Consider the following 15,046-nt stretch of genomic DNA (forward strand, 5'->3'; position numbering starts at 1 on the left):
TTCAGGAGACCTCCACGCCGTAGATGGCTCGGTAGTAGATGTTGGCCAGGGTCTGGATGCAGGCCAGGTCGTCGGGCTCTTTGGTACGAGACCCGCTGAGCTGGATGTAACAGAACTGGTTGAACATTGCCACGATCGCCTCGGCGACCAGCTGCGGGTCGTCGCCCGGGCAGTAGTCCTCGGCCTGGGCGCGCTTGACCGTTTCCTTGATGAAACTGATGGGGACTGCACACATATCGGCCCACTGTTGGGCAAAGTCCTCGTTGACCATGGCCAACTGCGACACGCTGACCATCTCTGCGAGGCGGTTGCGATAGGTGTTCCAGTGCGCGGCGGCGGCTTCATAGGCGCGCTCCCGATTGGAGAGACCGTGGCTGGTCACCGACAGTGCCCGCTGGTTGACTTCATCGCGAAACCGCAGTGCCCACTGGCGGACCATTGCTTCTTTGGAGTCGTAGTAGTTGTAGAAGGATGCCGCCGAGCGGCCGGCCTCGGCGGCGATGTCGGCAATCGTGGTGGCCAAGACGCCCTTGCGCGCAATAACCGTCCGGGCGGCGGTGTCGATCGCGGCCTGCGTCTGGCGTCCGCGGTGCGTCGGGAACTCCGGCACCTGGCGTACCTCCTCTGGAACAAATCTGAATCTGATGTTAGATTCAGATTTGAATCGTGGCCAGGCCACGCACTTGATCGGAGTCAACAGATGATCAAGCCGCACAACACCAATACCGAATTCGAGTTCGGCGGAATCAACCACGTCGCGCTGGTTTGTTCGGACATGGCTCGTACCGTGGACTTCTACAGCAACATCCTCGGGATGCCGCTGATCAAGTCGCTCGACCTGCCCGGCGGCCAGGGCCAGCACTTCTTTTTCGATGCGGGCAACGGTGACTGCGTCGCCTTCTTCTGGTTCGCCGACGCACCCGATCGCGTCCCGGGCATCTCGTCGCCGGGGGCTATCCCCGGCATTGGCGACATCACCAGCGCCGTGAGCACCATGAACCACCTGGCCTTTCACGTACCGGCGGAAAAGTTCGACGCCTACCGGCAACGGTTGAAGGACAAGGGCGTGCGGGTCGGCCCCGTGCTCAATCACGACCACAGCGAGTTCCAGGTGTCGGCGACGGTGCATCCGGGGGTGTACGTTCGCTCCTTCTACTTCCAGGATCCCGATGGCATCACGCTGGAATTCGCCTGCTGGATAAAGGAGTTCACTGCCGACGACACGCCGGCGGTGCCCCGCACGGCGGCAGACCGGCGGCCTCCGGTGGCAGCGGGGCACTAGGCAAGCGTGACCGACGCTATCTTGACCGACGATCAGATCGCGGCACTGAGCCCGCAGCAACGGCGTGATCTGATTTCCCGGCTGGAACGGCCGCTTGGCGAGTTGGTGGACCCGACGATCCTCTCCCGGACTCGTCGTATCCGACTGCGGCTCATCATCAGTTGCGCGCTGGTGCTGATCCCGTGGACGGTATTTCTGGGGCTGACCTTGCCGGGAAACTACGTGGCGCACAACTGGCCGGCCACTTGGGTGGGCTTCGATATCCTGTTGGTGGCCTTCATGGCGGCTACCGCGGTGCTGGGCTATCTGCGCCGCCAACTGCTGCTGCTGACCGCTTTCACCACCGGTGTGCTGCTGATCTGTGACGCCTGGTTCGATCTGATGACGGCGGGGCCCAACGACCGCTGGTGGTCGGTGGGGTCCGTGCTGTTCATCGAGCTACCGATAGCCGTCGTGATGATCACCGGGGCGCAACGCATCATGCGACTCACGCTGGCGCGGCTGTGGCTTATTGAGCCGGGGACGCGGCTGTGGCACCTGCCCTTGTTCCCCTGAGGCCGTAAAGCCTGGGATCGGAGAGTTCATCGAGCAGCGAAGCCAGCTGGTCGACGAGCTGGCCGGGCTCGAGTTCGACGTCGCCCTCGATCCAGGCGCTGATGGTCTGGGCAACGCCGCCGACGATGAAGTGCGCGCCCACCTTGATCCGGTCGTTGGCCGGGATTCTGAGCGCATCGCCGGCATGCTGGCCCGACAGCATGGCGAACAGTGCGCTGGATTCGGTGCGCTTGCGCACGACCACGGGATTGGCCAGGTGGGTGCTGAAGAGCAGCCGCCCGATGCGGGCGTCACCGACGATGGTGCGCACAATTTCGGCGATCCCGGCGCGGGCCTGCTCGGGAGGGGGCACCGTCGCAACCGCGGCCTGGATGGTGGTGGCCAGATCGCCGACCACCCAGTCGAAGACCCCGCCGATGAATTCATCCTTGTCGGGGAAGCTCTCGTAGAAATAGCGTGCCGACAGGCCGGCCTGGCGGCAGATGCCCCGCACCGTTAGCTCGGCGATATCGCGATCGCTGGAACCGAGCAGTTCCAGCCCGGCCTCGAGTAGCTGGCTGCGGCGAGCTGCGAGCCGTTCGGTCGCCTCCACTCCCCGGTACGGACGCATGCTTGGGGCGCTGGACCCCTCGGTATTACTAGTCATTGCCAAATATCTTGACATTAAAGCGGTAGCACGACACCATCGGGAAACGGGTGTTTTCATAATTGATACCCGCGGGCAGGGGGTTTCGGTGACGATCCAGGAGGCGGCGGGCCGACTTGCGCCGCATGTCGAGCGGCCGATCTCTGACCCGCCGCGCCAGGTCAGGCGGCGAAAACGCGGCGGTTTCGGGGATGGGCTGATGGGGGTGGCGCTGCTGGCCGGTCCGGCCAACGTGATCATGGAGTTGGCGCGTCCTGGAGTTGGACACGGCGTGATGGAAAGTCGGGTCGAAAGCGGTCGAATCGACCGCCATCCGATAAAACGGGCCCGAACCACCTTCACCTACGTTGCGCTGGCCAGCGCCGGCACCGACGAGCAAAAGGCCGCCTTTCGCCGTGCCGTGAACCGGGTCCATGCCCAGGTCTACTCGACACCGGAGAGCCCGGTGAGTTACAGCGCCTTCGACGTGGAGCTGCAGCTTTGGGTGGCGGCCTGCCTGTATAAGGGCGGCGTTGATATCTATCGAACCTTCGTCGGCGAGATGGACGACGAGGAGGCCGATCGCCACTATCGCGACGGCATGTCGATGGGCACCACCCTGCAGGTGCCCGCCGAGCTGTGGCCGCCGGATCGGGCCGCCTTTGATCGGTACTGGCAGGAGTCGCTGCAGAAGATCCACATCGATGACGCCGTGCGCGAATATCTTTATCCGATCGCCGCGTCCCGGGTGCGCGGGGTTGCCCTGCCGGGCCCGCTGCGGCGGTGGTCGGAAGGCTTGGCGCTGCTGATCACCACCGGTTTTCTGCCGCAGCGGTTCCGTGACGAGATGCGGTTGCCCTGGGATGCGGCCAAGCAACGGCGGTTCGATCGGTTGATTGCCGTGGTGGGTGCGCTAAATCGGATGATGCCGCGAATCGTGCGGGAGTTCCCGTTCAATTTGATGCTCTGGGACCTGGACCGCCGGATCAGGACCGGCCGTCGGTTGGTGTAACGCCCGAGCGGGCGGTCCGGCCAACGCGGCTGACTCTCTATCTTGCGGAAGGGGCGTGGACTTCGGCGCGCCCTGACCAGATCTGTTCGGCCCGATCCGTTGGGCCGCCCACCGGCGTTTATGGACCTGATGGCGGCCTCCAAAACCCCCAGGAAGTGGTTTCCCGCCGGACTTGCAATGTGGCCGTCCGTGGTGTCATTATGTCGATAATGACAATCATATTCATCTCTGGCAGTGCTGGCCGTGGTGGCTCCGGTGTGGTTCGCCTCGCCGCCTGAGGTGCATTCGGCCCTGCTCAGCAGCGGCCCGGGGCCGGCGTCGCTGCTGTCGGGGGCAGCGGCGTGGGCGGGGTTGAGCACCGAGTACGCGTCGGTGGCAGACGAACTCATGGGCGTGCTCGCAGCGGTGCAGGGCGGGGCCTGGGAGGGGTTGAGCGCAGAGCTGTATGTGGCCGCCCATGTGCCTTACCTGATGTGGCTGATGCGGGCCAGCGCGACCAGTGCGCAGGCGGCTGCACAGCATGAGGCGGCGGCCGCCGCCTACACCACCGCATTGGCGGCCATGCCGACCATGCCGGAGTTGGCCGCCAACCACGTCATCCACGGGGTCTTGATGGCGACGAACTTCTTCGGCATCAACACCATTCCGGTCGCCGCCAACGAGGCCGACTACGTCCGAATGTGGATTCAAGCGGCGACCACCATGTCGACCTATCAAGCGGTATCCGCGACCGCCGTGGCGTCGACGCCACCGAGCACTCCGGCTCCGCGCATCCTGGCAGCGCCGGCCGCCGCCCATGACCATGACCATGACCATGGGGGCGATCCCACCCCGATCGACTACTTCGTTGCCGAGGTACTGCGCATCATCAGCGGCGGCAGGATCATCTGGGATCCCGCCGAAGGGACCGTGAACGGCATCCCCTACGACGACTACGTCAACGCAGCCCAACCGATCTGGTGGCTGGTTCGTGCCCTGGAGTTCGGTCAGGACTTTCAGACCTTCATCAAGGAATTGTTCACCAATCCGATCGGCGCCATCGAGTTCATGGTCGAACTCGTCTTGTTCGATTGGCCGACGCACATCGCCCAGATCATTCAAGCGCTGGCGCAATCCCCGCAGTTGCTCGCCGTTGCACTCGGTGGCGTTGTTGCCAATCTGGGGGCGATATCGGGATTGGCCGGGCTATCCGGGCTGGCCGGTCTGCATTCGGCCGCCCTTCCGGCCGCCATCGCGCCGATCGCCCCGCCGATGCCGCCCGGCGTTGTGTTGGCCCCCACGGTCGCCGCGTCGGTGGCGGCGCCCACACCGCCATCTGCACCGCCGTCCGCGACGAGCACGGTGGCCAACGCCGCGCCGCCGCCCCCGCCCGCCCCGGCCGCAGGGGGCTTCGGGTTCCCCTTCCTGGTGGGGGGTGGTCCCGGTATCGGCTATGGCGAGGGTATGAGCGCCAGCGCGGCCGCGAGCGCCAGGAGAAAGGCGCCGGAGCCGGATTCCGCGGCGCTGGCCGCCGCGGCGGCCGCGCGCGAGGAGGCACGTCGGCGTCGGCGCAAGCGTAAGACGGAACGTGGCTACGGCGAGGAGTTCATGGACGTGGAGGTCGATCCGGACTGGGGCGGACCCCGTGACGATGAGCCGGTGGCCTCGACGCAGGGTGCCGGGCGACTGGGATTCGCCGGCACGGTGCACAGCGAATCGGCCGCCACGGCGGCGGGGTTGACCACCCTGGTCGCCGGCGAGTTCGGTGGCGGTCCGAAGATGCCGATGCTTCCGGGTACCTGGGACACCGACTCGGATGCGCCGAGCGACTAGGGCGTGTCTGCTTAATGTGAATGGTGTTTTGGCTGATGCTGTTTGGGTGATGCGGACGCATGCGATTTCTGATGATTTGTGGTCGCTGATCGTGGCGGTGTTGCCTGCGGGGCGGCGGCGTGGCCGGCCGTGGAACGATCATCGACGTACTCTGGAGGGCATTATCTGGCGTTACCGTACGGGATCTCCGTGGTGTGACCTGCCCGAGCACTTCGGTCCCTGGCAATCGGTGGCCGAGAGGCATCTACGCTGGTCGGTCGATGGCATCTACGCGCGGATCTTCGCGGCGATCGCCTCTGACCTCGACGCCGAGGACGCCGACCTGGGCGCACTGTTGTCGGTCGATTCGACCAGTGTGCGCGCCCACCGACACGCAGCCGGAGCGCGCTCCGGGCGCCGCACAGGGGGATCTGTCGAATTACAAGAAATATCTCGATGAGCCCGATGACCACGCCATTGGGCGTTCCCGCGGCGGGCTGACTACCAAGATCCACGCCTTGACCGACCAGCTGTGCAGTCCGGTCACCCTGGCACTGTCGGCCGGTCAAGCCGGTGATAATCCGATGCTTTGGCCACTGCTGGCCGCCCGGTGCAGCAACTCATACGCCCCGTATCGCCTGCTGGCGGACAAGGCGTACTCCCATGACTCGACGCGGGCACAGCTGCGCCGGCTCAAGATCGCCCATACCATCCCCGAGCGCAGCGACCAGATCACCCGCCGCAAAGCCAAAGGCCGCAACAGAGGACGGCCTCCGGGGTTCTCAGGCCGAATTTACAAGCACCGTAACACCGTCGAGCGAAGCTTCAACGGGCTCAAACACTGGCGCGCGGTCGCCACCTGCTACGACAAATACGCCCTGACCTACCTCGGCGGTGCCACCCTGGCCGCCATCATCACCTACCATCGCGTCCGCAATTAGCAGACAGGACCTAGCCGCGTAATGTCGGTTGGGTGCGTAGCGAAGGCGATAGCTGGGACATCACCACCAGTGTTGGGTCGACGGCACTGTTCGTCGCCACGGCACGTGCACTAGAGGCGCTGAAGCCCGACCCCTTGGCCGTGGACCCGTACGCGGAGCTGTTCTGCCGCGCCGTCGGCGGTTCCTGGGCCGACGCCCTGGACGGCAACGCAGCGGACCACGAATTGCAGAGCGACGACTTTGGCAAGCACTTCGTCAATTTCCAGGGTGCCCGCACCAAGTACTTCGACGCCTACTTCCGCCGCGCGGTCGAGGCGGGGGTGCGGCAGGTGGTGGTCTTGGCGGCGGGGCTGGATTCGCGCGCCTACCGATTGTCCTGGCCGGACGGGACCACCATCTTCGAGTTGGACCGACCTCAGGTCCTCGATTTCAAGCGTGAGGTGCTCGGTGGCCATGGTGTTCGGCCGCGCACCGAGCGTCGGGAGATCGCCGTCGATCTGCGAGACGATTGGCCCCAGGCACTACGGGACAGCGGCTTTGATGCCGAAGCTCCGTCGGCGTGGATCGCCGAAGGGTTGCTGATTTATCTGCCCGCTGCGGCGCAAGAGCAACTGTTTACCGGCATCGACAGCCTGGCCTGCCTCGGCAGTCATGTTGCGGTGGAGGATGGTGCACCGCTGCCCGACGCGGAGTTCGCCGCCAAGTTGGAGGAAGAACGCGCCGCCTTGGCTGCTGGAGGTGAGCGGCCGTTTTTCCAGCTGCTCTACAACGAGCGATGTGCTCCGGCCGCCGACTGGTTTAGCGAACACGGCTGGACCGCGCTGGGCACCCGGTTGAACAACTACCTGCGCGAGGTGGGCCGACCGGTACCCGGTCCCGGGTCCGAGGTTGCGGCGATGTTCGCGCGCAACACCCTGATGAGCGCCACCAAGCCCTGATCAGCGATCCGATGCCGTTATTGATGCCGGATTCGGTTCGGCTCGGAACTTCTGGATGCCTGGATCCGACCACTGGGCGGCTTGTGGTTTACGCCGCCCAGGCGATGCGTTCTGCGGGTGATCAACCGTGGTGAGGGGTCGGCTGGTGGGTGGTCCTGGCGTCGACCAAGGTTTGATAATGAAAATCATGTTCACTACTCTGGAGTGCTTGATGACGCGCGGTGGGCTCGTCTGGGGAGGAAATATTCATCATGCGAATGCAAGCTGTGTGCAGTAGTCCGCCGGGGGACTATAAGTTGCAGTTCAGCGCACTGGGGCGCGAGGTCCGGTGGTGAGTAACGTGCTCGCAATCACCTCGACAGTTAGCTTATGCAATGCTAACTTCAGGGCTGATTTTGACGGTAGTTTAGAGCAACGCGAGGTTCAGGAGACAGCAGAAGCGTGAAACGTGGTGATAACGGCATGCCTGCTGCTCAGTCCCCTACGTCGCGGGTAAGCGGCCGGGTAGACGCTGACGTTGTCAGTCGGTTCGCGACCTGCTGCCGCGCGCTTGGCATCGCGGTTTATGACCGCAAGCGCCCAGCTGACCTGGACGCCGCACGATCGGGTTTCGGTGCGCTGACCCGGGTCGCCAGCGATCAGTGTGACGCATGGACCGGATTGGCGGCCGCCGGAGATCAGTCAATTGGAGTCCTCGAGGCGGTCTCGCGGACCGCGGGTACGGCCGGTACGTTGCAGCGCCACGTGGAGTTGGCGGCCGGGTCGTTGGGCTTCCTCTACGACACCGGCCTTTATCTGTGGTTTCGGGCGACCGACCCGGATGGCTTTCATCTCGCGTACGCGGCGGCACTGGCGCTGGCGGGAGAGTCGGCGCAATTCGCCAAGGCCAACGAGTTGGTGTCGGGCATTGTCGACCGCCGGCCGAGCTGGCGCGACGCGCGCTGGCTCGCGGTCGTCATCAACTACCGCGCCCAGCGTTGGTCGGATGTCGTCAAGCTGCTGACCCCGATCGTCAACGACTCCGAACTTGACGAGGCCTTTGCGCACGCGGCCAAGATCACCCTGGGCACCGCGCTGGCCCGGTTGGGCATGTTTGCCCCGGCGCTGTCCTACCTCGAGGAACCGGACGGCCCCGTTCCGGTCGCCGCGGTCGATGGCGCACTGGCCAAGGCGTTGGTGTTGCGTGCCCACGTGGACGAGGAGTCGGCGAGCGAAGTCCTGCAGGACCTGTATGCCGCCCATCCGGAGAACGAGCAAATCGAGCACGCGCTCTCCGACACCAGCTTTGGGATTGTGACCACCACGACAGGTCAGATCGAGGCTCGTACCGACCCCTGGGATCCCGAAACCGAGCCCAGCGCCGACGACTTCGTCGACCCCGCCGCCCACGAGCGCAAGGGCGTGCTGCTGCACGAGGCCGAGCTTCAGCTGGCCGAGTTCATCGGACTGGAAGAGGTGAAAAACCAGGTTTCCCGGCTGAAGAGTTCGGTGGCCATGGAGCTGGTGCGTAAGCAGCGGGGGCTTGCCGTAGCTCAGCGCACCCACCACCTGATCTTCGCTGGCCCGCCTGGGACCGGTAAGACGACGATTGCGCGCGTGGTTGCCAAGATCTATTGCGGCCTTGGTCTGTTGAAGCGGGAGAACATCAGGGAGGTGCACCGCGCCGACCTCATCGGCCAACACATCGGCGAAACCGAGGCCAAGACCAACGCCATCATCGACAGCGCACTGGATGGGGTGCTGTTCCTCGATGAGGCCTACGCGCTGGTAGCAACCGGCGCCAAGAACGACTTCGGGCTGGTGGCCATCGACACCTTGCTGGCCCGCATGGAAAACGACCGTGATCGGCTGGTGGTGATCATCGCCGGTTACCGGGCCGATCTGGACAAGTTTCTGGATACCAACGAGGGCTTGCGCTCGCGATTCACCCGCAGCATCGACTTCCCCTCGTACACCTCACATGAGCTGGTGGAGATCGCACACAAGATGGCCGAACAGCGCGACAGCATCTTCGAACCGGCGGCGCTGCAGGACTTGGAGGGGCTGTTCGCCAGGCTGGCGGCCGGCTCAACTCCGGACTCCAACGGAGTCTCGCGGCGCAGCCTCGACATCGCCGGCAACGGCCGGTTCGTGCGTAACATCGTCGAACGTTCCGAAGAAGAACGCGAATTCCGGCTCGACCACTCCGAGCACGCTGGATCCGGCGAGTTCAGCGATGACGAGCTAATGACAATCACCGGCTCCGACGTGGGCAGGTCGGTTGAACCGCTGCTGCGCGGCCTGGGTCTTTCGGTGCCCGCATGACGACCAATGAGCCCGATGGCGAATGGGCCGGTGCCCGGCGATCGTTCACGTCGCGTACCCCGGTCAACGACAACCCCGACAAGGTCGAGTACCGGCGCGGTTTCGTCACCCGTCACCAGGTGACCGGTTGGCGGTTCGTGATGCGCCGCATCGCTTCGGGTATCGCGTTGCACGACACCCGGATGCTGGTCGACCCGTTGCGCACCCAGTCGCGTTCGGTCCTGATGGGTGTGCTGATCTTCATCACCGGTTTGGTTGGCTGCTTCGTATTCTCGCTCATCCGGCCCAACGGCCAGGTGGGGAGCAACGCGGTACTCGCCGATCGGTCCAGCGCCGCGCTGTACGTGCGGGTCGGAGACACCCTGCACCCGGTGCTCAACCTGACCTCCGCTCGGCTGATCGTCGGCCACCCCTTCAACCCCACGACGGTGAAAAGTACTGAGCTGGACCGTTTTCCGCGCGGCAACCTGATCGGCATTCCTGGTGCCCCCGAGCGGATGGTGCAGAGCGAGGCCCGCGACTCCGACTGGACGGTGTGCGACGCCATCAGCAGTGGGTCGCAAGGCGGCAGCGCCGCCCACAGCACCGGCGTTACGGTGATCGCCGGCTCGCCGGAGCCCAGCGGCCACCGGGCAACCGCGCTCGGCGCCGGGCAGGTGATTCTGGTCAATGACGGCACTAGTAGCTGGCTGCTGTGGGACGGCAAGCGCAGCCGGATGGACCTGGCCGACCATGCGGTCACCAATGCGCTGGGATTTGGCACCGACCTGCCCGCGCCGCGACCCATCGCGCCGGGCTTGTTCAACGCGATACCGGAGGCGGCACCGCTGGCGGCACCGGCTATTCCCGACGCAGGCAATCCGGCGGCCTTTGCCGTGCCCGGGCCTATTGGCTCAGTGGTTCAGGCTTACACCCTGGGTGACAACAGCATTCAGTACTATGCCGTGCTGCCGGACGGACTGCAGCCGATCTCGCCGGTGCTGGCTGCCATCCTGCGCAACACCAACTCCTACGGTCTGCAGCAGCCGCCGCGGATCGGTGCCGATGACGTCGCCAAGCTGCCGGTGGCGCGAATGCTGGATACCACCCGCTATCCCGCCACACCGATGCACCTTGTCGACACCGAAAGCAATCCCATCACCTGCGCCTACTGGAGCAAACCGGTCGGTGCGACGACCAGCTCGCTGACCTTGTTGTCCGGAGCGGCGTTGCCGGTGCTCGACGCGGTCCACACCGTCGACTTGGTGGGTGGCGGATCGCAAAACGGTGCTGTGGCAACCCGAGTTGCCCTGGCGCCAGGTACCGGCTACTTCACCCAGACCGCTGGTGGTGGCCCCGCGGCGCCGCCCACCGGGTCGTTGTTCTGGGTCTCCGACACCGGGGTGCGCTACGGCATCGACACCGAAGGGGAAGGCGGCCGCAAGACGGTTGAGGCGCTTGGGCTGCAAGATCCCCCGGTACTGATTCCGTGGTCCGTCCTGTCGTTGTTCGCGCCAGGCCCGACGCTGTCCCGCGCCGACGCACTGATGGCCCACGACGGGTTGGCACCTGACAGCAAGCCGGGTCGTCCGGTATCGGCCGAGGGGGAGCCCCGATGAGCAGACTGATCTTCGAGGCCCGCCGGCGGCTGGCGCCGCCGAATACCCGCAAGGGCACCATCACCATCGAGGCTCCGCCGGAGTTGCCCCGGGTGATTCCGCCGTCGATGTTGCGGCGTGCGATGCCTGTTCTGATCGTGATCCTCATCGTCGGAATGATCATCGCCCTGGTGGCGACCGGCATGAAGATGATTTCCCCGCAGACCCTGTTCTTCCCCTTCGTGCTGCTGCTGGCCGCGACCGCGCTCTTCCGCGGCAACGACAAGAAGATGCGCACCGAGGAAGTCGACGCCGAACGGGCCGATTACCTGCGTTATCTGTCGGTGGTGCGGGACAACATCCGGGCCCAGGCGGCTCAGCAGCGGGCCGCGGCGCAGTGGTCCCATCCCGACCCGGACGTGTTGGCCGCGGTGCCCGGATCCCGTCGGCAGTGGGAGCGCGACCCGCACGATCCCGACTTCCTGGTGCTGCGGGCCGGCCGCCATTCCGTGCCGCTCACCACCACCCTGCGGGTTAGCGACACCGCGGATGAAATCGACTTGGAGCCGGTGTCGCACAGTGCATTACGTAGCCTGCTCGACACCCAACGCACGGTTCGTGACGTGCCGACCGGGATCGATCTGACCGAGGTCTCGCGGGTCACCCTCGTCGGGGACCGTGCCCAGGTGCGCGACGCGCTGCGGGCCTGGGTTGCCCAAGCGGTGACCTGGCACGACCCGACGGTGCTGGGAGTGGCGCTGGCCACCCGCGACCTGGAAAGCGGCCAGTGGTCCTGGCTGAAGTGGTTGCCGCACGTCGACATCCCCGGTCAGGCCGACGGCGTGGGCCCGGCCCGCTACCTGGCGGCCGACCCCGATGACCTGGTCGAAATGTTGGCTCCCGCGATACTCGATCGACCCGCCTACGCTGGATCGGCAGCAGACGCGTTGCGGCACTTGCTGATCGTGGTCGACGATCCCGACTACGACATCAACGCGTCGATGCTGGCGATGGGCCGCGCCGGGGTCACCGTGGTGCACTGTTCGTCCACCCTTCCGCACCGCGAGCAGTATTCGGATCCGGAGAAGCCGATCCTGCGCATCGAGGATGGCGCCATCACCCGCTGGCAGACCGGCGGCGGCTGGCAGGCCTACATTGACCACGCGGACCAGTTGGGTGCCGACGAAGCCTCGCACCTGGCCCGCCGGCTGTCACGGTGGGATTCCAACCCAACGCATGCCGGGCTGCGCTCGGCGGCCACCCGCGGCGCGAGCTTCACCACGCTGCTGGGCATCCCGGACGCTTCACAGCTGGATGTACAGGCAATCTGGGGTCAGCGCCGCCGCGACGACGAGTTGCGCGTGCCGATCGGCATCACCGCCAGCGGCGAGCCGTTGATGTTCGACCTGAAGGACGAAGCCGAAGGCGGGATGGGGCCGCACGGCCTGATGATCGGCATGACCGGGTCCGGGAAATCCCAGACCCTGATGTCGATCTTGCTGTCGCTGTTGACAACTCACTCAGCGGAGCGGCTCATCGTCATCTACGCCGACTTCAAGGGTGAGGCCGGGGCGGACAGCTTCCGGAATTTCCCTCAGGTCGTCGCGGTGATCTCCAACATGGCCGAGAAGAAGTCGTTGGCCGACCGGTTCGCCGACACCCTGCGCGGTGAGGTGGCTCGTCGCGAGACGCTGTTGCGCGAGGCCGGCCGCAAGATCCAGGGCAGCGCCTTCAACTCGGTGCTCGAGTACGAGAACGCCCGGGAATCGGGGGGCGTTGCCGGACTTGACCTTCCCCCGATCCCGACGCTGTTCGTGGTCGCCGACGAGTTCACCCTGATGCTGGCCGACCATCCCGAGTACGCGGAGCTGTTCGACTACGTGGCTCGTAAAGGCCGGTCGTTCCGCATCCACATCCTGTTCGCGTCCCAGACCCTCGATGTCGGCAAGATCAAGGACATCGACAAGAACACCTCCTATCGGATCGGGCTGAAAGTGGCCAGCGCCAGCGTTTCTCGCCAGATCATCGGGGTGGAGGACGCCTACCACATCGAGGCGGGCAAAGAGCACAAGGGCGTCGGCTTTCTGGTTCCGGCGCCGGGTGCGGCCCCGATCCGGTTCCGCAGCACCTACGTCGACGGCATCTACGAGCCGCCCCAGCAGACCAAGACCCGGGTTGTGCACAACATCCCGGAGCCCAAGTTGTTCACCGCCACCGCGGTGGAGCCGGATCCGGACACCGTCATCTCCGAGGTCGAAGAGGAGCACCCGGTTGGTCCGCCGCGCAAGCTGATCGCAACGATCGGCGAACAGCTGGCCTGCTACGGTCCGCAGGCGCCACGGCTGTGGCTGCCGCCGTTGGACGAGCCCATCCCGTTGAGCACGCTGCTGGCCACGGCCGGGGTGGCGCAACGACAGTGGCGCTGGCCCCTCGGCGAGATCGACAAGCCATTCGAGATGCGCCGCGACCCGCTGGTGTTCGATGCGAACTCGTCGGCCGGGAACTTGGTGATCCATGGTGGTCCCAAATCCGGAAAGTCCACCGCGCTGCAGTCGTTCATGCTGTCGGCCGCCAGCCTGCATTCGCCCAGCGAGGTCACGTTCTATTGCCTGGACTACGGCGGCGGGCAACTGCGGGCGCTGCAGGATCTGGCCCACGTCGGTAGCGTCGCATCCGCACTGGAACCCGAACGCATTCGGCGCACCTTCGGTGAGTTGGAGCAGTTGCTGCTGGCGCGTCAGCAGCGCGAGGTGTTCCGGGACCGGGGTGGAAACGGTCAGGCCCATGGTTCGGTCCCCGACGACGGTTTCGGCGAGGTATTCCTGGTCATCGACAACCTGTACGCGTTCAGCCGCGACAACACCGACCAGTTCAACACTCGTAACCCGTTGCTGGCCAGGGTGACTGAGTTGGTCAATGTCGGCATGGCGTACGGGATCCACGTCATCATCACCACCCCCAGCTGGCTGGAAGTGCCGTTGGCGATGCGCGACGGTCTGGGGATGCGTCTCGAACTGCGGTTGCACGACGCGCGGGACAGCAACGTGCGGGTGGTCGGCGCGCTACGTCGACCGGCTGAATCCGTTCCGCACGACCAGCCCGGCCGCGGGCTGACCATGGCCGCCGAGCATTTCCTGTTCGCCGCGCCAGAGCTGGATCAGGTGCCGGCAATCAACGCGCGCTACCCGGGCATGGCCGCCCCACCGGTGCGGCTGTTGCCGATCGACCTTGCCCCGGACGCGGTCGGAAACCTCTATCGCGGCCCGGATCAGATCGTCATCGGTCAGCGCGAAGAAGACTTGGCGCCGGTGGTGCTCAACCTTGCCGAGAACCCGCTGTTGATGGTGTTCGGTGACAGCAAGTCGGGCAAGACGACCCTGCTGCGCCACATCATCCGCACCGTACGTGAGCACTCCACCGAGGATCAGGTGGCTTTCACCGTGCTGGATCGACGGCTGCATCTCGTTGACGAGCCGTTATTCCCCGAAAACGAGTACACCGCCAACATCGATCGGATCGTCCCGGCGATGCTGGGCCTGGCCAACCTGATCGACTCACGACGGCCGCCGGCGGGCATGTCTGCCGCGGAGCTGGCCCGGTGGACTTATCAGGGCCACACCCACTACCTGATCATCGATGACGTTGACCAGATCCCGGACACGGCCGCGATGTCGGGTCCCTTTGCCGGGCAGCGGCCGTGGACACCGCTGATCGGTCTGCTGGCCCAAGCCGCAGATCTCGGGTTGCGGGTGATCGTCACGGCGCGCGCGTCCGGATCGGCGCACGCGCTGATGACCAGCCCGCTGTTGCGCCGGTTCAACGATCTGCAGGCGACCACGTTGATGTTGGCGGGCAACCCGCAAGACAGCGGCAAGATCCGCGGTCAACGGTTCAGTCGCCTGCCGGCGGGACGAGCGATGTTGTTGGGCGACAGTGATGATCCGACGTACGTGCAATTGGTCAATCCGCTTGTCGGTGAGGCCACGACAGTTACTGAAACGCAGCAGAAGGGAAATTAGTC

10 protein-coding genes and 1 pseudogene are annotated in these 15,046 nt (G+C 65.3%); 9 read left to right on the top strand and 2 right to left on the bottom strand.

Features of this window, described 5'->3' with window-relative positions; all coding sequences use genetic code 11:
* Nucleotide 1: 1 nt before the first annotated feature.
* Complete coding sequence (locus G6N41_RS08675; RefSeq protein WP_198967129.1) at nucleotides 2-610, bottom strand: TetR/AcrR family transcriptional regulator; 609 nt, start codon at nucleotides 608-610, stop codon at nucleotides 2-4.
* A 90-nt stretch (nucleotides 611-700) separates the two neighbouring features.
* Here G6N41_RS08675 and G6N41_RS08680 point away from each other — a divergent pair, with 90 nt between their 5' ends.
* Together G6N41_RS08680 and G6N41_RS08685 are read left to right on the top strand one after the other, a co-directional pair.
* Nucleotides 701-1,282, top strand: a complete 582-nt coding sequence (locus tag G6N41_RS08680) for a VOC family protein (protein ID WP_012392501.1) — start codon at nucleotides 701-703, stop codon at nucleotides 1,280-1,282.
* Nucleotides 1,283-1,288: 6 nt separating this feature from the next.
* Nucleotides 1,289-1,837, top strand: a complete 549-nt coding sequence (locus tag G6N41_RS08685; RefSeq protein ID WP_198967130.1) for a hypothetical protein — start codon at nucleotides 1,289-1,291, stop codon at nucleotides 1,835-1,837.
* Here the strand turns inward: G6N41_RS08685 and G6N41_RS08690 are convergent.
* Nucleotides 1,791-2,447, bottom strand: coding sequence for a TetR/AcrR family transcriptional regulator (locus G6N41_RS08690; protein ID WP_181005677.1), 657 nt, complete (start codon nucleotides 2,445-2,447; stop codon nucleotides 1,791-1,793). The genes G6N41_RS08685 and G6N41_RS08690 overlap by 47 nt on opposite strands.
* Nucleotides 2,448-2,571: 124 nt before the next feature.
* Here G6N41_RS08690 and G6N41_RS08695 point away from each other — a divergent pair, with 124 nt between their 5' ends.
* The 7 genes and pseudogenes from G6N41_RS08695 to eccCa all read left to right on the top strand — a co-directional run bounded on the left by G6N41_RS08695 (nucleotide 2,572) and on the right by eccCa (nucleotide 15,044).
* Nucleotides 2,572-3,474, top strand: coding sequence for an oxygenase MpaB family protein (locus G6N41_RS08695; protein ID WP_198967131.1), 903 nt, complete (start codon nucleotides 2,572-2,574; stop codon nucleotides 3,472-3,474).
* 234 nt (nucleotides 3,475-3,708) lie between these two features.
* Nucleotides 3,709-5,286, top strand: coding sequence for a PPE family protein (locus G6N41_RS08700; protein WP_198967132.1), 1,578 nt, complete (start codon nucleotides 3,709-3,711; stop codon nucleotides 5,284-5,286).
* A 46-nt stretch (nucleotides 5,287-5,332) separates the two neighbouring features.
* Nucleotides 5,333-6,206 (top strand): annotated as a pseudogene (locus tag G6N41_RS08705) (IS5 family transposase).
* A gap of 32 nt (nucleotides 6,207-6,238) precedes the next feature.
* Complete coding sequence (locus tag G6N41_RS08710) at nucleotides 6,239-7,144, top strand: class I SAM-dependent methyltransferase (RefSeq protein WP_198967133.1); 906 nt, start codon at nucleotides 6,239-6,241, stop codon at nucleotides 7,142-7,144.
* Nucleotides 7,145-7,585: 441 nt separating this feature from the next.
* On the top strand, nucleotides 7,586-9,448 hold the full coding sequence (gene eccA3 / locus G6N41_RS08715) for a type VII secretion system ESX-3 AAA family ATPase EccA3 (RefSeq protein WP_220075365.1): 1,863 nt from the start codon (nucleotides 7,586-7,588) through the stop codon (nucleotides 9,446-9,448).
* Nucleotides 9,445-11,046 (top strand): type VII secretion protein EccB, encoded by a 1,602-nt coding sequence (eccB, locus tag G6N41_RS08720; RefSeq protein WP_198967134.1) that lies wholly within the window; start codon nucleotides 9,445-9,447, stop codon nucleotides 11,044-11,046. The genes eccA3 and eccB overlap by 4 nt, the downstream gene beginning before the upstream one ends.
* Entirely contained in the window at nucleotides 11,043-15,044 is a 4,002-nt protein-coding gene (gene eccCa / locus G6N41_RS08725; RefSeq protein WP_198967135.1) for a type VII secretion protein EccCa, read from the top strand. Before eccB ends, eccCa begins: the two co-directional genes overlap by 4 nt.
* The last annotated feature ends 2 nt before the right edge of the window (nucleotides 15,045-15,046 follow it).

It is taken from the genome of Mycobacterium shottsii (genome assembly GCF_010728525.1).
GTDB lineage: Bacteria > Actinomycetota > Actinomycetes > Mycobacteriales > Mycobacteriaceae > Mycobacterium > Mycobacterium marinum.